20 protein-coding genes are annotated in these 21,750 nt (G+C 67.4%); 10 read left to right on the forward strand and 10 right to left on the reverse strand.

Annotation, left to right across the window (positions count from 1 at the left end):
- Nucleotides 1-76: 76 nt before the first annotated feature.
- Entirely contained in the window at nt 77-520 is a 444-nt protein-coding gene (locus PX52LOC_RS09730; RefSeq protein ID WP_149109914.1) for a winged helix-turn-helix transcriptional regulator, read from the reverse strand.
- 66 nt (nt 521-586) lie between these two features.
- Here PX52LOC_RS09730 and PX52LOC_RS09735 point away from each other — a divergent pair, with 66 nt between their 5' ends.
- From PX52LOC_RS09735 to PX52LOC_RS09750, 4 genes are all read left to right on the forward strand, one after another.
- Complete coding sequence (locus PX52LOC_RS09735) at nt 587-817, forward strand: hypothetical protein (protein ID WP_149109915.1); 231 nt, start codon at nt 587-589, stop codon at nt 815-817.
- A gap of 70 nt (nt 818-887) precedes the next feature.
- Nucleotides 888-1,637 (forward strand): SDR family NAD(P)-dependent oxidoreductase, encoded by a 750-nt coding sequence (locus PX52LOC_RS09740; protein ID WP_149109916.1) that lies wholly within the window; start codon nt 888-890, stop codon nt 1,635-1,637.
- Nucleotides 1,638-1,706: 69 nt separating this feature from the next.
- Entirely contained in the window at nt 1,707-2,459 is a 753-nt protein-coding gene (locus PX52LOC_RS09745) for a glucose 1-dehydrogenase (protein ID WP_149109917.1), read from the forward strand.
- 549 nt (nt 2,460-3,008) lie between these two features.
- Nucleotides 3,009-3,536 (forward strand): PadR family transcriptional regulator, encoded by a 528-nt coding sequence (locus PX52LOC_RS09750; RefSeq protein ID WP_149109918.1) that lies wholly within the window; start codon nt 3,009-3,011, stop codon nt 3,534-3,536.
- A 58-nt stretch (nt 3,537-3,594) separates the two neighbouring features.
- On the opposite strand, the gene PX52LOC_RS09755 is transcribed toward PX52LOC_RS09750, so the two are convergent.
- From PX52LOC_RS09755 to PX52LOC_RS09765, 3 genes are all read right to left on the reverse strand, one after another.
- A complete protein-coding gene (locus tag PX52LOC_RS09755; RefSeq protein WP_149109919.1) occupies nt 3,595-4,377 on the reverse strand; it encodes an SDR family NAD(P)-dependent oxidoreductase in 783 nt (260 codons plus the stop codon).
- A 118-nt stretch (nt 4,378-4,495) separates the two neighbouring features.
- Nucleotides 4,496-5,239 (reverse strand): SDR family oxidoreductase, encoded by a 744-nt coding sequence (locus PX52LOC_RS09760; protein WP_149109920.1) that lies wholly within the window; start codon nt 5,237-5,239, stop codon nt 4,496-4,498.
- A gap of 37 nt (nt 5,240-5,276) precedes the next feature.
- Complete coding sequence (locus PX52LOC_RS09765) at nt 5,277-6,194, reverse strand: NADP-dependent oxidoreductase (RefSeq protein WP_149109921.1); 918 nt, start codon at nt 6,192-6,194, stop codon at nt 5,277-5,279.
- Between the two features lie 337 nt (nt 6,195-6,531).
- Here PX52LOC_RS09765 and PX52LOC_RS09770 point away from each other — a divergent pair, with 337 nt between their 5' ends.
- From PX52LOC_RS09770 to PX52LOC_RS09780, 3 genes are all read left to right on the forward strand, one after another.
- On the forward strand, nt 6,532-6,960 hold the full coding sequence (locus PX52LOC_RS09770; protein ID WP_149109922.1) for a VOC family protein: 429 nt from the start codon (nt 6,532-6,534) through the stop codon (nt 6,958-6,960).
- A gap of 152 nt (nt 6,961-7,112) precedes the next feature.
- Nucleotides 7,113-7,598: a VOC family protein gene (locus PX52LOC_RS09775; protein WP_149109923.1), complete on the forward strand. Its 486-nt coding sequence runs from the start codon at nt 7,113-7,115 to the stop codon at nt 7,596-7,598.
- Between the two features lie 300 nt (nt 7,599-7,898).
- Nucleotides 7,899-9,008, forward strand: coding sequence for an alpha/beta hydrolase (locus PX52LOC_RS09780; protein ID WP_168218894.1), 1,110 nt, complete (start codon nt 7,899-7,901; stop codon nt 9,006-9,008).
- A 136-nt stretch (nt 9,009-9,144) separates the two neighbouring features.
- On the opposite strand, the gene PX52LOC_RS09785 is transcribed toward PX52LOC_RS09780, so the two are convergent.
- The 5 genes from PX52LOC_RS09785 to PX52LOC_RS09805 form a co-directional block, all read right to left on the reverse strand.
- Nucleotides 9,145-10,386, reverse strand: a complete 1,242-nt coding sequence (locus tag PX52LOC_RS09785) for an MFS transporter (RefSeq protein WP_149109925.1) — start codon at nt 10,384-10,386, stop codon at nt 9,145-9,147.
- A gap of 205 nt (nt 10,387-10,591) precedes the next feature.
- Complete coding sequence (locus PX52LOC_RS09790) at nt 10,592-11,374, reverse strand: SDR family NAD(P)-dependent oxidoreductase (RefSeq protein ID WP_149109926.1); 783 nt, start codon at nt 11,372-11,374, stop codon at nt 10,592-10,594.
- Between the two features lie 9 nt (nt 11,375-11,383).
- Nucleotides 11,384-16,219 carry a beta-L-arabinofuranosidase domain-containing protein gene (locus PX52LOC_RS09795; protein ID WP_149109927.1) on the reverse strand — a complete coding sequence of 1,612 codons (4,836 nt, stop codon included), beginning with the start codon at nt 16,217-16,219 and terminating at the stop codon, nt 11,384-11,386.
- Nucleotides 16,220-16,252: 33 nt separating this feature from the next.
- Complete coding sequence (locus PX52LOC_RS09800; protein ID WP_149109928.1) at nt 16,253-17,050, reverse strand: SDR family NAD(P)-dependent oxidoreductase; 798 nt, start codon at nt 17,048-17,050, stop codon at nt 16,253-16,255.
- Nucleotides 17,051-17,064: 14 nt separating this feature from the next.
- Nucleotides 17,065-17,832, reverse strand: coding sequence for an SDR family NAD(P)-dependent oxidoreductase (locus PX52LOC_RS09805; RefSeq protein ID WP_149109929.1), 768 nt, complete (start codon nt 17,830-17,832; stop codon nt 17,065-17,067).
- A 287-nt stretch (nt 17,833-18,119) separates the two neighbouring features.
- Between PX52LOC_RS09805 and PX52LOC_RS09810 the strand changes: the two genes are divergently transcribed.
- The 3 genes from PX52LOC_RS09810 to PX52LOC_RS09820 all read left to right on the forward strand — a co-directional run bounded on the left by PX52LOC_RS09810 (nt 18,120) and on the right by PX52LOC_RS09820 (nt 21,127).
- Entirely contained in the window at nt 18,120-19,334 is a 1,215-nt protein-coding gene (locus PX52LOC_RS09810; protein WP_149109930.1) for an AraC family transcriptional regulator, read from the forward strand.
- Nucleotides 19,335-19,484: 150 nt separating this feature from the next.
- Nucleotides 19,485-19,745, forward strand: a complete 261-nt coding sequence (locus tag PX52LOC_RS09815) for a hypothetical protein (RefSeq protein ID WP_149109931.1) — start codon at nt 19,485-19,487, stop codon at nt 19,743-19,745.
- A 545-nt stretch (nt 19,746-20,290) separates the two neighbouring features.
- Nucleotides 20,291-21,127: a DMT family transporter gene (locus PX52LOC_RS09820; RefSeq protein WP_149109932.1), complete on the forward strand. Its 837-nt coding sequence runs from the start codon at nt 20,291-20,293 to the stop codon at nt 21,125-21,127.
- On the opposite strand, the gene PX52LOC_RS09825 is transcribed toward PX52LOC_RS09820, so the two are convergent.
- Entirely contained in the window at nt 21,128-21,703 is a 576-nt protein-coding gene (locus PX52LOC_RS09825; RefSeq protein ID WP_149109933.1) for a TetR/AcrR family transcriptional regulator, read from the reverse strand.
- Between the last annotated feature and the right edge of the window lie 47 nt (nt 21,704-21,750).

Genomic DNA, 21,750 nt, shown 5'->3' on the forward strand with positions numbered 1-21,750 from the left:
CAAGTAGGGATCGAAGCGGCCGAGCATCACCTGGCCCGAAGTGGCCGTCCGGCGGATTTGCTTTTCTCACGACTCTTCATCTTACTTCCTCCGCGGGAATCAATTCCGTGTCGTTGACCGAAAGTTCTCGCCCGTCGTGGGCGTAAAACGCCAGCGGCATGACCGGCTTTCGGTCGCGTCGGTCCACCAACACCCAGTCCGCCGGACCGCCGCACCCCTCGCCCCACTGCCGGATCGCCATCAGGACCAAGTACAACCCCCGCCCCTTCTCCGTTAGGGCGTACTCGTGGTAGGCACCACCGTTTTCCGGGGTAACTTGCTCCAGCACGCCGAGGGCGACGAGCTTCCGCAACCGCACGGTGAGGATGTTCTTTGCCACGCCAAGGCTCGTCTGGAACTCGCCGAACCGCCGGTCCCCCGCGAACGCCTGCCGGACGATGAGCATCGACCAGGCGTCCCCGACGGCTTCCAGGGACCGGGCGACCGGGCACTCGTCCGTCTCGAAGCTCTTGCGTTTCATGGGTGACTCCCCCGCTTAGTACCCCGAGCGGAAAGAAAACTGAAATTTGGTTGCAAGGTGCAACCGATGGCCATTGTATCCCTGGGCATCAGCGAACACCAACACGAGGGCCAAGCGATGACAACCTGCAAGCCCGCCCCGAGTACGAATACGCGAGTCTCTCCGGCGGTGCCGAGTCTGGCATCCCGATACGCCGAAGGGCCGGCCAAGCCCGACAAGCAGCAGTGGAAGACGGACAAGACCCGGGCGTTTGAAGCGTCGGTGAGGTGGTTCCTGTCCGTGTCCCGAGCCGCTTAATTTTTCCGGGCCGACAATTCGCCGGCCCGGTGTCCAATCTGGTTCGCAATACCTCAAACGGGAGTCTGTCATGGCGAAGAAACTCGAAGGCAAGGTCGCCGTGGTTACCGGCGCGTCAAAGGGCATCGGGGCGGAGATCGCCCGGCAACTCGCCGCCGCGGGTGCGTCCGTGGTCGTGAACTACGCATCCAGCAAGGCCGGGGCCGACAAGGTCGTGGCCGACATCACCGGCAAGGGCGGGAAGGCCGTCGCGGTGGCGGGCGACGTGTCGAAGGCGGCCGACGCCCAGGGCATTATCGACGCCGCGATCAAGACCTACGGCCGGCTCGACGTCCTGGTAAACAACTCCGGCGTGTACGAGTTCGCCCCGATCGAATCGTTCACCGAGGAGCAGTTCCACCGGCAGTTCAATGTCAACGTCCTCGGGTTGCTCCTCACCACCCAGGCCGCCGTCAAGCACCTGAAGCAAGGCGGGAGCATCATCAACATCGGGTCCGTCGTCGCCCGCATCACCCCACCGCAGAGTGCGGTCTACACGGGCACGAAGGGCGCGGTGGACGCGATTACCGGCGTACTGGCGAAGGAACTCGGGCCGAAGGGCATCCGGGTGAACGCCCTCAACCCCGGCCTGATCGAGACCGAGGGGACGGTCGGCGTCGGGTTCATCGGGTCGGACATGGAGAAGGAAGCGATCAAGCAGACGCCTCTCGGCCGGGGCGGTAAGGTCGGGGACATTGCCTCAATCGCGGTGTTCCTCGCGTCCGACGACTCCGGCTGGCTGACCGGCGAACAGTTCCTCGCGAGTGGCGGGGTGCGGTAACACACTTCCCGGGATTCATCACAGACACCTCCGGCCGTAACACGGCCGGTTCTTTCCAGGAGCATTCCAATGGCTGGCAAACTCGAAGGCAAAGTGGCGGTCGTCACCGGCGGTAACAGTGGGATCGGTCTTGCGACCGCCAAGCGGTTCGCGGCCGAGGGGGCGAAGGTGGTCGTCACTGGCCGCCGTCAGGAGGAACTCGACGCCGCGGTGAAGGAGATCGGGCACGGGGCGATCGGCGTCCGCGGGGACGTCTCGAACCTCGCCGACCTGGACCGCCTGTACGCCGTCGTGAAGGAGAAACACGGGCGGGTGGACGTGGTGTTCGCGAACGCCGGGGGCGGAGAGTTCGCCCCGCTCGGGCAGATCACCGAGGCGCACTTCGACAAGACGTTCAACATTAACGTGAAGGGCTTGGTGTTCACGGTGCAGAAGGCGCTGCCGCTGATGCCCGACGGCGGGGCGATCATCCTCAACGCCTCGATCGTGTCGATCAAGGGGATGGAAGCGTTCAGCGTGTACTCGGCAACGAAGGCTGCGGTCCGGTCGTTCGCCCGATCGTGGACGACCGACCTCAAGGCGCGGAAGATCCGAGTGAACGCGGTCAGCCCGGGGCCGATCGAGACGCCGGCCATCGACACGCTCGCGGGGTCCGAGGAAAAGTCGAAGGAGTTCAAGTCGGGGATGGCGTCGCAAGTTCCGCTCGGCCGGATGGGCACGCCGGACGAGATCGCGAAAGCGGCCGTGTTCCTGGCCTCGGATGACGCGAGCTTCGTAGCCGGGGTCGAGTTGTTCGTGGACGGCGGGATGGCGCAGGTGTAACTGGTGGGTTGACGCCCGATTTCGGCAGAAGCAAGCAAAGAACCCCGCGCCCTTATGGGTTAGCGGGGTTCTCGTTTATCCGGGAGAGGCTTACGAAAGACACGACGTAATGGGCGTTGGGCTTGCAAAGCCAGATTCGAATGAAGAAAATTCTGCGACTCAATTCCAGCAATCGAAACAGCTTACAGCAACAAAGATATCTTTGTGACGACTAATTCGATATATCGGACTTGTCTCCGTATTCCAAAAAAAAGATATATCTAAGTAGGCACTTCGAATGCTTGTCGACGGCACTTAACGACTGCTCACGAGCGGGTGCTTGGGACTGCGAGACGCGGTCCCCCTTCCCAAGTTGGAGGCGAACGAATGTTCGGCGGATATTTCAAACACGGACGCGGTGGCGATCCCCGGGTTCTGGCCGCGATGGCGGGCCACTTCTGCCGCGGCCGGGGCGGCCGGCACTTCGGACACGGCGGGCACCGGCACGGGCACGAGGGGCGGCCGGAACGGGACGAGCACTTCACACCTTTCGAGGACGGAGGCGAGGAGATGGCGCGACACGGTCACCACGGCGGCCACGAGGGCTGGGGGTTCGTCGGGCACCGGGGGCGCGGCCCGACGGGTCGGCCGCTCGAACAGGGCGACCTCCGTTGGCTCACGCTCGACCTGATCGCAGCCCAACCCCGGCACGGGTACGAGATCATCAAGGCCATCGCCGACGCGCTGAGCGGGCACTACACCCCGAGCCCCGGCGTCATCTACCCGACCCTCACCCTCTTGGAGGAGACCGGGCTGATCGCGAGCGAAGCGCAGGGGCCGAAGAAGCTGTACCGGCTAACGGACGAGGGGAAGGCCGAGGTGGACGCGCACGCGGCCGACATTCGGGCGGCGAAGGCCCGGCTCACGGAAGCCAACGCCCGGTTCGGCGGGGCACCGGCCCCGGAGTTGATGCGTGCCATGGGCAACCTGCGGGCCGCGCTGCAGGTGCGGCTGGGCAAGGGGCCGCTGACGAGGGAAGCGCTAAACGCCATCACCGCCGCCCTCGACCGGGCCGCCGGCGAGATCGAGCGGAGCTGACCTTCCGCCCGGTCACCGCCGCCGAAGAACGGCCTCTTCTCGCGGCTGGTTGATTCGTTCAGACGATGGACCGCAAGAGGCCGCCCTCGACCCGAAGGGCGGCCCCGTTGGTCGCCGCCGACAGCGGGCTGGCCAGGTACGCCACCATGTGGGCGATCTCCCGCGGGTCGATCAGCCGCTGCAGCAACGACGACGAGCGGTGCACGCGGAAGAACTCGCTCTCCGCCTCGGCCGCGTCCTTGGCCTGCGGGGACACCGATTTCAGGAAATCGACGATCCCTTCCGACCGTGTCGGGCCGGGCAGCACCGTGTTCACCGTCACTTCCGTCCCCTTGGTCAACTCCGCCATGCCCCGTGAGAGTGCCAGTTGGCTCGACTTCGTCATCCCGTAGTGGACCATTTCGGCGGGCGTCATCACCCCCGACTCGCTCGCGATGAAGATCACCCGGCCCCACCCGGCGGCGAGCATTTGCGGGAAGTAGTTCCGGGAGAGCCGCACCCCGCTCATCACGTTCACGGTGAACAACTTCAGCCAGTCGTCGTCCGGGATCTCGGCGAACGGCTTCGCTTCGTAGATGCCCAGGTTGTTCACCAGGATGTCGACCTTCGGGACGTGCTTGACGAGAGCCGCACACCCTTCGGCCGTACCGGCGTCGGCAACGACCCCTTCGGCGTCGCCCGCCTTCCTTACGACCTCCAGTGCCTCGTCGATCTTCGGCTGGGTCCGCCCCGCGACGAACACCTTCACGCCTTCGCGGGCGAGTTCCTCCGCGATCGACAGGCCGATGCCCGCCGTCGAGCCGGTAACGACCGCCGTCTTGCCTTTGAGTTGAAGATCCATTGTCGTTCCCTTGGTGCCGAAGACTTGATCGGTTCAGCAGTGGAAATCTTACGAGAAGAGACCGGCCGGCGGCCCGCCCGATCACCCCCCGAACCGTAGACTCCAAATGGTGACACGCCTACGCATTGAACCCGCCGTCGATGGTCAGGCTGGCCCCGGTCACGAACCCGGTCTCCGGCCCGGCCAGGTACGCGACCATCGCCGCGATCTCGTCGACGTGCCCATACCGCGGCAGGGCCATCAGTGCCTTCAATGACGCGGCGAAGTCGCCCTCGGCGGGGTTCATGTCCGTGTCCACCGGTCCCGGCTGCACGTTGTTGACGGTGATGCCCCGCGGCCCGAGGTCGCGCGCCAGTCCCTGGACCAAGCCCTGCAGGGCGGACTTGCTCATGGCGTACACCGATCCGCCCGGGAACGGCATCCGCTCGGCGTTGCAACTACCGATGTTGATGACCCGCCCGCCTTCCTTCATGTGTTTCACCGCGGCCTGCGTGGCGACGAACACCGCCCGCACGTTGACGGCGAACGTCCGGTCGAAGTCCTTGAGCGAGAACGAATCGATCGGGGCCATCGTGGCGACCCCGGCGTTGTTGACGAGGATGTCGAGGCCGCCGAACTCCTTCGCCGCTCGCTCGACCGCTTTGACGACCGCGTCGGCATCCGCGGCGTCGGCTTGAACGGCGATCGCGCGCACGCCGAGGGCTTTGGCGGCCTCGGCCACCCTGGCTGCGTCGTCCGGCTTACTGACGTAGGTGAGGGCCACGTCCGCCCCCTCCTTCGCGAGGCGCTTGACGACGGCGGCCCCGATGCCCCGGCTCCCGCCGGTGACGAGTGCGCGTTTACCCTTGAGCGGCTGACCCATTCCATTGCTCCTGATCGAGGGGATTGACGAGCGGGAGTTATACGACCCGGAGCACCGCTTTTCCGCGCCGGGGCTTGTGCTCGTAAGCCGCCCGCGCTTCCGTGAACGGGAACGCGCCGCCTACCTCGGGTCGGAGCACCCCACCGTCGATCAGCCGGGCGACCTCGGCGAGTTGCGCGCGGTTCGCCTCGACGATGAAGAACGCCGTCTTGGTTCGCTCGTCCGCCGTCACCTCCCCGGACGCGGCGATGGTGACGAGCCTGCCGCCGGGCTTGAGCACGCCCCACGAGCGGGCCAGCGTTTCGCCGCCGACGGTGTCGAACACCGCGTCCACTTCGCGAACCACGTCCTCGAACTTCGACGTCCGGTAGTCGACGACCTCGGCCGCACCAAGGCTCCGGACAGAGTCCAGGTTGTGAGAGGATGCGGTCGCAATCACATGCGCGCCTCGCCACTTGGCCAACTGCACGGCGAACGCGCCCACCGCCCCCGAGCCGCCGTGGATCAGCACCCGTTGTTCGGATTTGACATCACACCGCTCGATCAGTCCCTGCCACGCGGTTAACGCGGAAATCGGCGTGATGGCCGCCGCGGTGTGGTCGAGGGTTAGGGGCTTCGGGGCGATCCATTCCAACGGGGCGACGCAGAACTCGGCCTGTGCGCCGTCGGCGTACCAGTCGTTCATCCCGTACACTAGGTCGCCCACGGCCACGCCTGTCACACCGGCACCGAGGGCCGCTATCTCACCGGAAAACTCGTGGCCCGGGACCACCGGGAACGACCGGGGTGTGCCCTCGTTCGTCGTCCAGGTCGGCACCCACGACAACTCGGTCGGGGTCACGCCGGCCGCGTGGACGCGGACGAGAACTTCGCCCGACCTCGGCTCCGGTCGTGGCCGCTCTTCGACCGTGAAGCCTTCCGGACCGCTTCGACTCCGCAGGCAAATTGCTCGCATGGTGCTTCCGCTCCCCCTATCCAACGAATCACAGGGAGTGGTTGTACGGCGGTGAGCGACTCGCGGCTTTCTCGGCCGAGCAAGACCAGGAGGCATCACGCTACCCCGCCAAAGTAGAGCCATGTAAGAGTGCGGACAAGCGTCGGAACTTGCATCGCGGGATCGCCCCGGCTGAACGGCGGTCACGGTACCAGCGAGGTGCGTCCGTTCTCCGAATTCAACGCCGGTGCGAAAAGAAATGGCAGATTTCGGAATTCATTGTCGATTCCGAGGCGGCCCGTTCGACTGAATATCGGAGAGTAGGCCATCCCCGTTTCAGACCCTCTTTGGAATGACCATGCCCGGCACCACAATCACCCCGTATCTGTTCTTCGGCGGCCGCTGCGACGAGGCGCTGGCGTTCTACCGTGACGCCCTCGGCGCCGAGGTTGAGATGTTGATGCGGTACGACGAAAGCCCCGAGCCGGCCCCGCCCGGGATGCTGTCGCCGGGCTACGAGAAGAAGGTGATGCACGTCTCGTTCCGGGTCCGGGGCAACCTGCTGATGGCGTCCGATGGGTGCGGCGAGGAGTGCAAATTCGTCGGCTTCCAGATCGCCCTGTCCGTCCCGGCCGAGGCCGACGCCCGGCAGGCGTTCGACGCCCTGGCCACCGGCGGCAGCGTGAAAATGCCGCTCACCAAGACGTTTTGGTCGCCGTGCTTCGGGATGGTCAAGGACAAGTTCGGCGTCGACTGGATGGTGATGGTCCCCGGTCCGACCGGCTGACCTGCGCCCGGCGGACACACCGTGCTCTCACGTCGGCCGTCCTGTCGAACTGGCAACGGAGATTGCGGGGCGCGGACGAACTTACGTAGGATTGCCGGAATATTGGCCGAGTTCCGGTGCCGGCATCCGACCACTCACCCAAGGAGAATGACATGGCGGAACACGCCAAGAACACGATTTGCCTCTGGTTCAACGGCGACGCCGAGGAGGCCGCACGCTTTTACGCCCAGACGTTTCCCGACTCGACCGTGAAAGCGGTACACCGCGCGCCGGGCGACTTCCCGTCGGGGAAGAGAGGGGACGTGCTGACCGTCGAGTTCACCGTGCTGGGCATTCCCTGCCTCGGGCTCAACGGCGGCCCCATGTTCAAGCACTCTGAGGCGTTCTCGTTTCAGGTCTCCACCGCCGACCAAGCCGAAACGGACCGCTATTGGGACGCGATCGTCGGCAACGGCGGCAAAGAGAGCCAGTGCGGCTGGTGTAAGGACAAGTGGGGACTGTCCTGGCAGATCACGCCGGCGGTCCTGTCGAAAGCGTTTACGAATCCCGATCCCGCCGCCACCAAGCGGGCATTCGACGCGATGATGACGATGCGAAAGATCGACGTCGCCGCAATCGAAGCGGCCCTACGCGGTTGAAGAACTGGTTCTCGACGATCTCGATCTGGTAACCGCCTGTAGCCTGCGCGCGATGCAGAGCGAACCCGCTGGCAGCGTGCGGCGGGTTCGAAGACCTGGTTCATGCGGAGATTCCTTTTCAGGATTGCATCACCCCTTCCGACACGCTCGGCTTACTTTAACCTCACCTCTGCGGTGCGTTCCGGGCGCCGGTTTGACGGTCGAGGCCGGGTCGCGCACAATAAAGCCCGACACGTTCCTGCCGCGGTGAGGGTCATTCCGACTTCCCGAGGCCTGCCTCCCCAATCATCGGTGCGACTTATGAGAACGCTCGGCATCGTGTGCCTCCTCGCGGCCGCCGCCGCGGCTCCCGCGCAGACCCCGAAGAACAACAGCCCAACCTCCCCAGAGACTCATCCGGACCGAAAGGTCACCTTCCGGGTCCGTGCCCCGAAGGCGACCGAAGTCACCCTGACCGCCGACTGGCAGGCAAACGGGGTGCAGACGATGACCAAGGACGACGCCGGCGTGTGGAGTGTGACCGTCGGGCCGCTCGAACCGGGGGCGGCCATCTACAACTTCAACATCGACGGGGTGGCCGTGCCCGACCCGGTCAACCCGCGGATCAAACTGCGGGCACGGACCTCGGCCAGCATCGTCGAAGTGCCGGGCGACGGAACCGAACTGTGGAACCCCGGGACCGTGCCGCACGGCCGGGTCGAGTTGGTGTACGTCCCGTCCAAGGCGGCGCTCCCCGGCCAGACCCGCGAGGTCCGGGTGTACACCCCGCCCGGGTACGATAAGGACGCGGCCCACAAGTACCCGGTCCTGTACCTGTTCCACGGGTCCAACGACACGGCCGCCGGGTGGACGGACGTGGGCCGGGCGAACTTCATCCTGGACAACCTGATCGCCCAGAAGAAGGCCGTCCCCATGGTGGTCGTGATGCCGTTCGGGCACGCGCTCCCGTTCGGCGGGCCGGGGGACAATACCAAGGTGTTCGAGCAATTCCTGTTGGACGACGTGATGCCGACGGTGGAGAAGACGTACCGGACGGCCCCCGGCCGGGAGAACCGGGCGATCGTCGGGCTGTCGATGGGCGGCGGGCAGGCGCTAACGATCGGGCTAAGCCACCTAGACCTGTTCAGCCACGTCGGGGCGTTCAGTTCGGCGATCCCGGGCGACTTCTCGACGCGGTTCAAGGCCCTGCTCGACGACCCGGTCGGGACGAACGCCAAGCTCAAGGTGTTGTTCATCGCCTGCGGCAAGCAGGACGGGGCGTTCGCCCGGTCCCAGCAGTTGGACAAGACCCTGACCGCGCACAAGATCGACCACACGTTCTACCCGACCGAGGGTTTGCACAACTTCGCAGTCTGGCGGCAATACCTCGGACAGGTCGCCCCGATGCTGTTCCGCGATGCCGGGAAATAGCGGATCGACCGGAAGGTCTGCGCCCCGGCCGGGCGGGGCAAGGCAACCGTCAGCCCCGGGCGCAAATCCCGGGGCGGGTTGTCGATCGGCCTGCCTACTCCCTCGGTCCGTTTTTCCGATTCTGCCGATGATCGACTCACCCCAACTGATCCGCCTTCCGCAGCGACGGAAACAGGAACGCCCACGTCCCCGTCACGAGAAGCGAGCCGATCCCCCCGAACGCCACCGCCCCGACCGGCCCCAAGACGCGGGCCACGACCCCGCTCTCGAACTCGCCGAGTTCGTTCGACGCCCCGATGAACAGCGTCGAGACCGCGGACACGCGGCCCCGCATCCGGTCCGGGGTGGCGATCTGCACGAGGCTCTGGCGGGTAAACACCGACACCATGTCGGCCCCGCCCAGGAGGGCCAGGCACGCGATCGAGAGGGGGAACGACTCCGAGTAGGCGAACACCAGCGTCATCAGGCCAAAGGCGGCCACGGCCGCGAACATCTTCAGCCCGACGTGCCGCCGGATCGGCCGGACGGCGAGGAAGCCGGCCATGAACAGCGCGCCGATGGCCGGGGCACCGCGGAGGACGCCGAACCCTTCCGGGCCGACGTGGAGCACGTCGCGGGCGAAAACGGGGAGGAGCCCGGTCGCGCCGCCGAGCAGGACGGCGAACAGGTCGAGCGAGATCGCACCGAGCACCAACTTGTTGCCCCACACGTACCCGAGGCCCTCGCGGATCTGCGCGACGCGCGACCGCCCCGCCTCGACGACGGGTTGCGTGTTCGCGCGGATCCGTTGGGCGCACACCGCGGCGCAGGCGTACAGGCCACCGCACACCGCGTACCCGACGATCGGGGAGACGGCGCAGAGGATCCCGCCGAGGGCCGGGCCGAGGATACTGGCCAACTGGGCGACCAGCGAGTTGGTGGCGATCGCCCGCGGCAGAAGGTGCGGCGGGACGAGCATCGGGCCGAGGGCGCTCGCGGTCGGCTGGAAGAACGCCCGCGCGGCCCCGAACAGGGCGGACAGGGCGAAGATCGGTCCCAACCCGCCACCGAACGCTGTGTGGAGGGCCAGCCCGACGGAGGTGAGGAGTTGGGCCAGGTAGCAGAGGGTCAGGATGAGGCGGCGGTTGTGTCGGTCGGCCGTCTCGCCCGCGACGAGGGTCAGGGCGAACAGCGGGAGGAACTGGGCCAGGCCGATCATCCCCACGGCGAACGCGGCTTCAGCGACCGACATCGTCTGCCGTGCGATCTCGTACACCTCCCAGGCAATGATGACGGCCTGCGACGTGTTGGCGAGCGTGCCACAGAAGCGGCCGCTCAGGTAGAGCGCGTACGGGCGGCGGCGGAGCAGTGAACGGGTGTCGGGGGGAGCGGTGAGCATCTCTCTTTGATACGGCCGGCCGCGGAGACGTCCTCCCGGGCGGGCCTCGCCGTGCGGTCGGCCAGAGTGGCGAGGAAGATTCCGCACGCTTACGCCGGAACCCCGTCGCCAGGACCAGGGACGGCGGCGGGAAAATCAGACCGTCGGCAAGGGCGTCCCCCAATCAGAATGAGGGGCGACACCGCGGTCCTCATTTGCCGGGTGGCTACCTCGCGGTCCACCCGCCGTCCACGTAAAGTGCCGACCCGGTGACGAACGACGACGCCTCGGAGGCGAGGAAGACGGCGGCCCCGGTCACTTCGTGCAACTCGCCCCACCGGCCGACCGGGATGTTGGCCACGAACGCCGCGTATTGGGCCGCGTCATTCAAGAGCGGGCGGTTCATGTCGGTAGCGAACGGGCCGGGGCACAGGGCGTTCACGGTCACACCGCGGCCGGCCCACTCCATCGCCAGCGTCCGCGTCAGGCCGAGCAGCCCCGCCTTCGACGATGCGTACGGCGTGCGGCCCGCGATGCCGATGGCCGACAGGATCGACCCCAGGTGAATGATCCGCCCCCAACCGCGGTCGGCCATGCCCGGCCCGAACCGGCAGGCGAGCAGGAAGGGGGCCTTTAGGTTCACGCCCAAAACGGCGTCCCAGTCCGCCTCGCCGAGCGACTCGACCGGCCCTCGGATGTTCAGCCCGGCACTGTTCACCAGAATGTCGATCGGCCCGAATTCACCCTCGACCCTCGCGGCGAGCCGATCCACGTCGGCGGCCGCGGTCACATCGCCGGCAACGCCCAGGGTCTGCCGGCCGGTCGCCGCTCGGATGGCGGCGGCCGCCTCCTCGCAGTCGGCTGGCGTTCGGCTAACGACCGCCACGTCGGCCCCGGCTTCGGCCAGCGCCTGGGAAATCACGCGGCCCAGCCCCTTCGTTCCGCCCGTCACCAGAGCCCGCCGGCCGGTCAGCCGGAACAGGTCGAGCACCGTCTTGCCACTACTCATGGTCGAACCTCATTTGAATCGGATGACGGTGAACGAACGCGCCGGGAACGTGTAGTCCGCCGGTCCGCCCGGTAGGCCATGCGTCCAGTCGAACGTCCGGGGTGCGATCCGCGTAGGCGCGGCCGCGGTGTTCTTGTCTGTCAACTGGCCGGACAGTTCCTCGACGCTTGCCTTCGGCCGCGTCGGTTCGAGTCCGTCGATCTGCAAGCGAGCCTGCGTCGGCTTGTCGCCGGCGTTAACCACCAGCAGCACGACCTGTTTGCCGTCCTCGCTGCAGGTGGCCGTCACCTCCAGGCCGTCGCCGTCGACGGAAACGTCCGCCGTCTGCGGCAGGTGCCCGCGGGCGACCATCCGCGTGACGTAACCGGGCGGTTGCAGCCAGGTCTTCACCGGGTTGAGGAACAGCAAGCCCTGGTCCCAGCCGTTGTCGTTCTGCCCGTCCGGTTGCAGGGCGTTGGCCGACAGGCCGACCGGCACCCGGCCGTCGCGGATCAGCCGGCCGACGATGGCGGCGTTCGCCAAGGCACGCCGCTGGTCGTGGTTGTTCGCGTTGAACTCGAACACCACCACGCGGTGCTTCGCGCCGTTCGCCAACTTGTCGAGGGCGTCGATACAAGTGAGCAGGGCCTTCGCCGACGGCGACAGTCCGGGGCCGTCGGTCCAGACGTGGACGTCGAACCACACCTCGCGGCCGGCCTGCTTGGCGAGTTCGAGAATGCGGCGGTGCCCGTCGAGCGAGGTGACGCCGGACGCCGACCCGCTCACTTTCGCCGGGTCGGTGATCGGCCGGTCGTACTGGAAGTCGCCGATCACGAGAATGATGTCGGCGTCCTTCGCCCAGATCGCACGGGCCAACTTCTCGAACTTCGCGACGTAGACCGCGTCCACCTTCTCCTCGTTGCCGAGTTGGATGTGCCGCAGCTTGTACGGGGCCGGGTGGCCGGCAGCCGCCCGCTTGCGGCCCCACGGGCTGTCGGCCGGGCCGTTGGCGTACTCGACGAAGTCGGCGAGGTCCTGCGGCGTCTCGTCGATGTTGAAGTCGGGGATTGCCAGGAAGCCGGCCGCGTCGCACAAGTCGAGGAAGTCCGGGATGCCCCAGCCGTTCGTCGAGTGCGGGTACCAGTGCCCGCGGTACGGCGGCCGGCGGTCCCTGGGGCCGACCATGTTCTTCCACTTGTAGGCGGCCGTGTTGACCATGCTGCCGCCGTATCGCAGCACCGTGACGCCCTGCTCTTTCAGGCCGTCGACCACGTCCTTGCGGACCGGCAACTTCTGGAAGCGGCCCCACTCGCCGGGTTGCAGGAAGGCATGGCCGACGTCCACCGTGCCGGGCGACGAGAGCCGCACCGCGAAGCGACCGGCCGACGCGGCGGCGGTCGTCGTCAGCGTGAAGTCGTACCGCTTCCATCCGTCGCCGGACGCCTTCACCGCCGACTTCGCGAGGGGCGTTCCGGCCTCGTCTTCCAGCGACACCGCGAGTTCGACCGGCTTCTCGGCCCGCAGCCACAGGTAGCCCTCGTAGGGCTTGCCGGCGGCGAACGCCAGGCCGCGGCGGTTGAGGCCGCGGTTCTCGATGCCCGCCTCGCCCGCTCCACTCGTGAACGTCAACCGCTGGCTCTGCCCGCCGACAAACGGGGCGTTCTTCACCACGTCCGCCCGCAAGACGGCGGTGCCGGTCGTGGTGGCCCGCCACATGCCACTGACCGCCGGCACGTCATCAGCCGCGGCGAACGGCAGGTCGACCTTACGGCCGCCGCTCTCGACCCACAGGTTGCGGTACTTCGCGTCCCGCCGCCATTGCCGCAGGCCGACGGTGCCGGCCGGCAGCGGCCGCGGGTCGGTCGCGGTGGCGACAACCTTGCCGTCCACCGACACCTCGATCGTGCCGCCCGTCAACTTCGCCGAGAGGGCCACCCAGTGGTCCGTTGGCACGTCGAACGGCACGTCTTTGAGGAGTGAATAATTCTGTCGGTGGCGGCCGACGCCGATCACTTTGCGGCCGGCGTCGAGGGCGATCTCGTACCCGTCGAAGTTGTCAGCCCCGATCCCCGGCTTGCCGACGCGGAGGATCAGGCCGGCATTCCGCACGCCGTTCTCCTTCGTCGCGTCGGCCGACAGGAAGACCTCGACGCCGGCCGCCCCGTCGGCGAACGCGGCGACCTCGGTGGCGACGAGTTTCGGGCCGTCGCCGGCCGTGCCGAGCATCTCGCCCTTGTCGAGCCGCCAGTTGTCGCCGAAGCCGGCGAACCCCCTGGCCGGCGTCCGCGGCGGCGGCTCCTGGAAGCTCTCGCCGAAGATCATCTGGCTGTACAGGCCGCCGTAGATTTCGTGGTTCACGTCCTCGATGCACGCCCCGGCGAGGTACTTGCTGACCGGCTTACCGGGCCGTCGAACGTCCACGCGGATCGTCGCGTCCGGTGCGATCGTCAACTGCTCGCCAATTTGCCATTCGAGGATGCCCCCGGACCACCCGGGCTGGAGCTTGGCTTCGAGCCGCAGGGCGGTCGTCTCGACCGGGTCGAAGGTCACGCGGTTGAAGGCGTCGAGGTTGGTCCCGTAGGCCGAAGGGTTGGCGACCGGCACCCACTCGCGCTTCGCGTCGCGGTAGACGAGCCGCCACGACGCCGGCACGCGGCAGTGCCGGCCGACGCGCCGCTCGTCCCACCAGTACACCGATGCAGCGGCGAGACGGGTGGGCCGGTCGAACGTGTATTGCACCCATTCGCTCGTGCCGCGGTGGTCCCACCAGGTGAAGCGGGGAATCTTCTCGTCGTCCGAGGCCGAGGGCAGCCGCCCGTCGTTCAACGCGGCGAGGCTGTCGCCCGGGTTCGTGTGCGACGCCGTCGGCACGGCGACGTCGGCCGGCACGGCCGGCGTGGCGTCGGCCGGCGTCCGTGGCACCCAAACGCGGAGTGCGCCGGACCCGCGGTTGGCGTGAGCGTAGTACGGGATCGCGGTGAGGTCGGCTGGCCGCGGGGCATTCTGACTGGCGAACCGAGCCAGCCCCTTCGCTCGCAGGATCGTGACGCCGCCGAGGAGGTCGGGCCGGTGCTCGGCCGTCAGCCCCGCGTCGTCCGGCAGCGACAGGTTGCTCACACGGCCGTCGTGGTCCGTCCCTTCCAGGCAGTACACGAGCGGCCCGCGGACCAACGCCACCCGGCCGACGTCCGCCGTTACTTTCGGGTGAGCAGCGACCCGCGTTGCCGGCATCGCCATCGCGATTTCGACGACGTCGCCTTTCGCCCACTTGCGATGGAGCTTGGCGTAGCCACGGTCAGTCGTGGGCGATTCGCTCCGCCCGTTGACGGTCACCGTGAACGCCCCGGACGCGGGCCGGCCGGCGGTCGAGTACAGCGAATCCGGGTCGGGCATGCCCTGGCACCAACCGGGGACGCGGAGGTTCAAGGCGAACTCGGCGTCCGATTCAACCGTCAGCCGGACCTTGCCCTGCCACGGGTAGTTCGTCTCCTGTCGCAGGGCGACGGGCTTGCCGCCGACGGTCACGCAGGCGGATGAGCCGACGTACAGGTTGACGAACACTTCGTCGCGGCCGGTGGTGTAGACGAGGCCGGGCAGCGACCCCATGAGCTTCAGGAACATCGGCGGGCAGCACGGGCACGGGTGCCAGTCCCACCGTCGGCGGGCGGGGCCGGCGGACAGCGGGTTCTCGTAGAAGTAGCGGTCGCCGGTCAGCGACACGCCGCACAGCGCGCCGTTGTACAGCACCCGCTCCAGCGCGTCGGCGTACCGGGCGTCGCCAGCGTTCAGGAACATCCGCTGGTGGAAGAAGGCCGCCCCGACCGCCGCGCACGTTTCGAGGTAGCCGTCGTTCGGCAACTCGTAGTCGCTGCCGAACTTCTCGTCGTCGGCGACGGCCCCGACCCCGCCGGTGACGTAGGTGCGGCGGCCGGCCATGTTCTCCCACTGCTTGCGGGCGGCCTGCCGGTAGTCGTCCCGGCCTGTCGCCGGGGCCAGCACGGCCAGCCCGTTCGCGAAGAGTGTCGCCCGGACGGCGTGCCCTTCCATCGTGTGCTGCTCCGCGACCGGCTTATCGTCCTGCCCGTAGGCCCCGAAGCTCTTGCGGCCCGCGTGGCGGCCTCGCTGATCGACCCAGAACTGGGCCAGGGCCAGGTAGCGGGCCTCGTCCACGGCGAACGGCAGTCGCTTCTTGAGGCCCGGCTGGTCGCGGAACAGGGCGTACAGTTCGACCATCGCCGCTTCGCCGAGGGCGTGGCCGGGGACGATGTTCTGCCGTGGGGCCGGCCCCATCACGTCGCACATGAGGTTCGCCAGCTGGGTCGCCACGCGCAGCAACTCGGTCTTACCGGTCGCCCGGTAGTACCGCACCCCGGCTTCGACGAGGCACCCGACGTTGTACAGGTCGTGCTGCTCGCGGTCGTCGCCGCCGTTGGCGCCCCAGCGGTGCGTCGGCTCCTTGAGTTGGGTGTGCGTGTTGAGGTAGCCCGCCGGGTCCTTGTCGGCGGCCGCGGCGATGCGGGCGATGTAGGCGTCGATGCGGGCTTCGAGCTTCGGGTCGGGCGTCTCGGCCAGGAAGTCGGCGGCCCCGGCGATCGTCTCGTAGACGAGGCCGTCGTACCACTGCGGCCCGCCGTGGTCGCCGCCCTTGCCGTCGCGGACCTTGTCGAAGTTGGTGAACGCCCCGTCCCGCTCGAACTTGGTGAGGCAGTCGTTCGCTGTGGTCGTCCGCCAGACGGCCCGCTTCGGCGACCAGAAGGCGTCGTCGATCCGCACGTCGCGAATCGGCACCGGCGTCAGCGGGTCGGCCCCCGGTGCTGGGACCGCAAGCGTCGCCACTGACGCGACCAACAAGACGAGATTCCGCATCGTGATTCTCCCCGGCCCCGCGTGTGGGTCATCTCACCAGTGCATGACGAAGCCGCCGTCCACGTTGATCGTCTGGCCGGTTACCTGGGCGGCCCGCTCCGACGACAGGAACACGATCGTGTCGGCGATGTCGGCCGGCGACTGCCACCGGCCGAGCGGCACGATGGTCTTGACCTTCCGGCCCGCCCACTCCTCGTAGGTCAGTCGCTCGGCTTCCGGCTGCTGGTCGTGCCACGCCTGCCAGACGGATCGGTTCAGCGGCGTCTGCACCATGCCGGGGCAGACGGTGTTCACTCGCACGCCGTGCGGGGCCAAGTCCTTCGCCATGCACTGGGCGAAGTTGATGTTGGCTGCCTTCGCGGCACTGTACGGCGGGTCGGTCTGCGACCCGATCTGGCCGGCCACCGACGCCAGAAAGACGAACGTGCCGCGGCCGGCCGCGGCCATCGCCGGGGCGAAGGCGTGGGCCACGTTGACCATGCCCATCACGTTGATTTCTAGCGATCGCGGCCAGTCGGCCGGCGACAGGTTGGTGAACGGGAAGCCGAACTTGCCCGACCCGACGGCCGCACAGTGGACGACGTGATCGACGGCCGACAGCTGCCCAGCCGCCGACCGCACCGCTTCGAAGTCAGTCACGTCCACGCGAACACCAGTGGCCGGCACGTTGAACCGGCGGGCCAGGTCTGCCGCGACTTCGGTCACGGTCGGCGACACGTCCCACAGGGCAACACCGCAGCCTTCGGCCGCGAACGCCTCGGCCGCCGCCAGCCCAATGCCGCTGCCGCCGCCGGTGACGACCGCCGTGTGCCCGGCGAGTTTCAGGTCCATCGCGTGAGACTCCGTTAGTGGGCGATGTAGCCGCCGTCCATCGACAGGATCGCCCCGGTGAAGAAACTGGCCCAGTCGCTCGCCAGGTACGTGAAGAACCCGGCGACCTCGGCGGCTGTGGCCACGCGGCCGATCGGGTGGTTGTTCCTCAGCATGGCCCAGAAGGCGGCCTCGTCGCTGAACTGCTTGGCCGATTGCTGTACGATCGGCGTGTCCACGGTCCCGAGGGCGACGGCGTTCACGCGGATGCCGTGCGGGGCGTACTCGACGGCCATCTGCCGGGTCAGTTGGTGCAACGCCCCCTTCGACGGGCCGTATGCCCCCTGCCCGACGATGCCGACGTGGCCGGAGATCGACCCGGTGTTGAGGATCACCCCTGCCTTCTGCCGAAGCATGACGGGCACGACGTGGCGGGCAGAAAAGTACAGGGCCTTCACGTTCGTGTTCATGACGAAGTCCCACTCCTCCGGCGTGTGCTCGTGGATCGGCTTGACGAGGGCCACGCCGGCGTTGTTCACCAGCACGTCGATGCGGCCGAACTTCTCCGTCGCGACGGCCGCGTACTCCTTCGCCGTATCGTCTTTCCCCACGTCACCGCGGACGTAGACGACGCTGTCCGACCGCTCGGCGAGCAGCTTCTGCAACTCCGGCGGGGCCGGTGACAGGTCCACGGCGACGAGGCCGGTCAGGCCGGATGCGACGTACTGTAAGGCCGTCGCCAAACCGACGCCGGACGCCGCCCCGGTGACGATGGCCGTCTTGCCGGCAAGAGTGATCTGCATGGGTCTCTTCTCCGATTGCCGCAGCCGTGTGTCGGACGAGCGCGTTGCCGACGTACCAAGATTATCCAGGCTGGGCCACTCGTAGCTATACGATTTGCGGTCAAAAGAATATGATCTGTTGCGCGACGGGACGACGACCCCGACCGGTCCGGCCACGGCATCATTCGGCTCGAATGCCCTGGGAAATCGCCACGAAGAAGGTTCGGCCGCCGGCCATTATCCCACTCCAAGGGCAGGCCGGTACGGCCGAGACTATAATTCTTCTCCCACGCTTCGGAGCCTTCACGATGGCCGTTCGCGGCGAGAAACGGGCCGGTGATCCGCCGTCGCGGCCCCACGTCGCACTGCTCGTCGAGATGTCGGGCATCTACGGCCGTCGCATCCTGGAAGGCGTCCGCCGCCACCAGCGGCTCCGCGGGTCGTGGTCCATCTTCCTGGATCAGCGAGAGCTCCGATCCCCGCCGCCGCCGTGGCTCTTGCACCACCGCTGGGACGGGATCATCTGCCGTTCGACCACCCCGGCGCTGGCGCGGGCGTTCCGCCGGTCCCGCACCCCGGTTGTCGACTTGAACGACCTGTACGGTGGCCTCGGCCTGCCCCGCATCCGCTCGGACATGCACGCGATCGGCCGCCTCGGTGCCGCCCACTTGGCTGAACGTGGCTACCGGCAGTTTGCCTTCTGCGGGTTCTCCGGCGAGGTGTGGTCAGCCGAGCGACTCGACGGGTTCCGCGCGGCCCTCGGCGGGGCGGTCGTACACGAATTCCACTCTCCGTGGCGGGGGCCGCACGCGCCGGTCTGGGACCGCGACCAAGGCCGCCTCGCCGCGTGGCTCGCCCGGCTGCCAAAGCCCGTCGGCCTGATGGCCTGCAACGACGTCCGCGGGCAGCACGTGCTGAACGCTTGCAAGTCGGCCAGCGTGGCGGTGCCGGAGCAGGCCGCCGTCGTGGGCGTGGACGACGATCAAGTGTTGTGTGAGTTGTGCAGCCCGCAACTGTCGAGCGTGCGGCCGAACGCCGAGCGGATCGGCTACGAGGCCGCGGAACTGCTCGAACAACTGATGGCCGGGGTTCCCCTCGCCCCTGTGGATCGGCGGATCGAACCGCTCGATGTTGTCACCCGCCTCTCGTCCGACTCCGTCGGGATCGACGACCCCGACGTGGCTGCGGCCGTCACCCTGATTCGGGCGGAGGCCTGTTCCGGCCTGACCGTCCCGCGTCTGATCGCGCGGCTCGCCGTCTCGCGCAGCCAACTGGAACGCCGGTTCCGCGCGTACCTCGGACGGTCGCCTCAGGCGGAGATTCGCGCGACCCAGATCCGCCGCGCCAGGCAACTCCTGACCGAGTCCGACCTGCCGCTCTCGGCGGTCGCCAAGATGTCCGGCTTCTCGTACCCCGAGTACATGAGCGCCGTGTTCCGTCGGCTGACGGGCACTACCCCGGGTGCGTACCGGAAGGCCGAAACGGCCCGCGGCGGTCGGCTAAATCCGGAAGGTCAGCGGTAACGCCCCCGCGGACGCCGTCAACCATGGAGCCACTTTCACACTCGCGCGACTAACCTATTCTGGGAGAGCGGAAGAGTTGAACCCGGATACCTTGGTAACGGCCCCGAGGCGATTTTTGCGGGGCATCGCATTCGTGTGAGGTGGCGCGGCGTGTACTGCCCTCACAAGACAGTGTTCGAGGTGGGGTCCTTCCACACTGACTTCGGGGCGAGCAAGAAGAAGTTCATCACCCCGGTCATCGACTTCGACCTGGGGGACGAACCGAAGTCCAACATACCCAACGCCTCGGCGAGGCTCGGCAATGCCCACTTCTCAGTCCACTGGACGGGCACGCTCGTCGCCCCGGCGACGGGGCAGTTCGCCTGCGCCAGAGCGGCCGGGTGCGGGTGCAGATCGGGGAGGTCAAGGTGACCGACAAGGCCGACCACAAGCGCGGGGAGGCTGAAGGTGTCGTTGCGTTGACCTAGGGAAGGATACCCGATTCGGGCCGAGTACATGCACCTCGATGGCGGGTCGGACGTTAAGAAGCGTGTGTTCCGTCTTGTCCAACAGTGAGTCAGAAGACACAGCCACAATTATTCTTTTGACGCGATTGCCGGTAGGCCCAGCGTGAATCGGCTTCCACTGTTTTCGTCCGTTTGCTACGCCATCTCGGGCAGAACTCGGACAAATTCATTGTGAATGAAACGCTACGTCGAATGTCCATCGGCACACACGCAGTGTCGTGCTTTGTCAATGAGTCGGTGGTTCCTTTGTCCCGGTCAGTCGTCCCAGGGCGGTCTCGACATCCGGGACAGCCGGAACTCATGGCCGTCGCCGGCCAACACCCGGAAGGCGTCTCGTGCGGCCGCCGACCGCACGGACCGAGGCCGATAGACTAACACCGACGCGGCCCTCCGTCGGAGCCGTTAGAGCAGTCAAATTTTTGAGAGGGCACGCATGTCGCCCGCTGATCTATGAGCCCTTGGGTTGCCGGCCTGGTCCTCTTCTCGGCGGTTTTGCACGCATCGTGGAACGCCCTCCTCAAAGGCGGCAGCGACCGGCTGCATTCGATCACGGTGATGGCGTGGGCGGCGGGCCTCGCCTCCGCCGTTTGCGTGCCCTTCCTACCGGTCCCCTATGCGGAGAGCTGGGTTTACATCCTTCTCTCGGTCGCACTCCACGTCGCGTACAACCTGCTACTGGTGGCGTCTTACCGGCACGGCGACCTCGGTGTGATCTATCCGGTCGCTCGCGGATCGTCCCCAATGCTGGTGGCCGCCGGTGCGGCGGTCGTCGCGGGTGAACGGCTCGACATCATTACTCTCGCCGGGATCGCGCTGGTCTGCGGCGGGATATTTGGCCTGGCCCGCGAAGCGCGGGGCGGCAAACTGTCGCAGGTCATCGTCCCCGCCGTGCTGACGGGAGTGACGATCGCGGGCTACACCGTCATCGACGGGCTGGGCAGCCGGGCGTCGGGCAACTCCTGGGCGTATGCCGCGTGGTTGTTCATCCTCAACGGTCTGTCGATGATTCCGGTATGGGCCTGGCGATGGACGGCCGAAACCCGCATCCGACTCGATACCCCGACGCTGCGGTCGGCCGCAGGAGGGACGGTGTCGCTTGTGGCATACGCAATCGTCATCTCGGCGGCGACCATCAGCCCGATGGGGCCGGTCTCGGCGCTGAGGGAATCGAGCGTCGTGGTCGCGGCCGTTCTCGGGTGGCTGTTCCTCGGCGAGCGGCTCGGGTGGCGGCGTTTGGTCGCGTGCCTGGTCGTGGCGGTGGGCGCGGCGTGCCTTGGTTTGCGGTAACTACCGGGCGGTATCGCCCCGCCCGAGCGACTTGGAAGCCGCATTCAGGATTTCATCCGATAAGTCCGGGTCGTCGACCGCCCGAGCCATCACCACGGCCCCCACGAGTGTCGCCAGCATGGCGAGACCATCCTCTCGCCGACCGGACTCGGTGTTTTCCTGAGAATTTGCCGTCAGCACGCCGAGCAGCGGGCGCACCCCGGCGGTGAACGCCCTGCGAACCCGCTCACTTCCACGCCCCGCCTCCGTACCCAGTGCGGACATCGCGCATCCCTCGCCGGGGTTGTCGCGGTGCTTCGCAGAGAGGTAGTGGGAGACGATCGGGGCCAGTGACGCACCCTTCTGGGCGAGGGCGGTCCACCGCTCCAGAGACTTGGCCAGTGCCCGCTCGCAGACCTCGGCGACGAGTTCGTCCTTCGACGCGAAGTGGCCGTAGAACCCGCCGTGCGTGAGCCCGGCCGCCCGCGTGACGGCGTCCACGCCGACGCCCTCGAACCCGCTCTCCCGGAAGAGTCGCGACGCGGCGGCGAGAATGGCCTCGCGATTCTCCTCGGCCTGCTTACGGCTGACTCTCATGAACGCGCTCCCCGGGTGCTTCTTGACAGTTTACATGACGACCGTAA

The sequence above is a fragment of the Limnoglobus roseus genome (assembly GCF_008254045.1).
GTDB lineage: Bacteria > Planctomycetota > Planctomycetia > Gemmatales > Gemmataceae > Limnoglobus > Limnoglobus roseus.

Bases quoted from the DNA above. Each gene is read 5' to 3' on its own strand.
- PX52LOC_RS09730 (WP_149109914.1), bottom strand. From the start codon at position 520: ATGAAACGCAAGAGCTTCGAGACGGACGAGTGCCCGGTCGCCCGGTCC.
- PX52LOC_RS09735 (WP_149109915.1), top strand. From the start codon at position 587: ATGGCCATTGTATCCCTGGGCATCAGCGAACACCAACACGAGGGCCAA.
- PX52LOC_RS09740 (WP_149109916.1), top strand. From the start codon at position 888: ATGGCGAAGAAACTCGAAGGCAAGGTCGCCGTGGTTACCGGCGCGTCA.
- PX52LOC_RS09745 (WP_149109917.1), top strand. From the start codon at position 1,707: ATGGCTGGCAAACTCGAAGGCAAAGTGGCGGTCGTCACCGGCGGTAAC.
- PX52LOC_RS09750 (WP_149109918.1), top strand. From the start codon at position 3,009: ATGGCGCGACACGGTCACCACGGCGGCCACGAGGGCTGGGGGTTCGTC.
- PX52LOC_RS09755 (WP_149109919.1), bottom strand. From the start codon at position 4,377: ATGGATCTTCAACTCAAAGGCAAGACGGCGGTCGTTACCGGCTCGACG.
- PX52LOC_RS09760 (WP_149109920.1), bottom strand. From the start codon at position 5,239: ATGGGTCAGCCGCTCAAGGGTAAACGCGCACTCGTCACCGGCGGGAGC.
- PX52LOC_RS09765 (WP_149109921.1), bottom strand. From the start codon at position 6,194: ATGCGAGCAATTTGCCTGCGGAGTCGAAGCGGTCCGGAAGGCTTCACG.
- PX52LOC_RS09770 (WP_149109922.1), top strand. From the start codon at position 6,532: ATGCCCGGCACCACAATCACCCCGTATCTGTTCTTCGGCGGCCGCTGC.
- PX52LOC_RS09775 (WP_149109923.1), top strand. From the start codon at position 7,113: ATGGCGGAACACGCCAAGAACACGATTTGCCTCTGGTTCAACGGCGAC.
- PX52LOC_RS09780 (WP_168218894.1), top strand. From the start codon at position 7,899: ATGAGAACGCTCGGCATCGTGTGCCTCCTCGCGGCCGCCGCCGCGGCT.
- PX52LOC_RS09785 (WP_149109925.1), bottom strand. From the start codon at position 10,386: ATGCTCACCGCTCCCCCCGACACCCGTTCACTGCTCCGCCGCCGCCCG.
- PX52LOC_RS09790 (WP_149109926.1), bottom strand. From the start codon at position 11,374: ATGAGTAGTGGCAAGACGGTGCTCGACCTGTTCCGGCTGACCGGCCGG.
- PX52LOC_RS09795 (WP_149109927.1), bottom strand. From the start codon at position 16,219: ATGCGGAATCTCGTCTTGTTGGTCGCGTCAGTGGCGACGCTTGCGGTC.
- PX52LOC_RS09800 (WP_149109928.1), bottom strand. From the start codon at position 17,050: ATGGACCTGAAACTCGCCGGGCACACGGCGGTCGTCACCGGCGGCGGC.
- PX52LOC_RS09805 (WP_149109929.1), bottom strand. From the start codon at position 17,832: ATGCAGATCACTCTTGCCGGCAAGACGGCCATCGTCACCGGGGCGGCG.
- PX52LOC_RS09810 (WP_149109930.1), top strand. From the start codon at position 18,120: ATGGCCGTTCGCGGCGAGAAACGGGCCGGTGATCCGCCGTCGCGGCCC.
- PX52LOC_RS09820 (WP_149109932.1), top strand. From the start codon at position 20,291: ATGAGCCCTTGGGTTGCCGGCCTGGTCCTCTTCTCGGCGGTTTTGCAC.
- PX52LOC_RS09825 (WP_149109933.1), bottom strand. From the start codon at position 21,703: ATGAGAGTCAGCCGTAAGCAGGCCGAGGAGAATCGCGAGGCCATTCTC.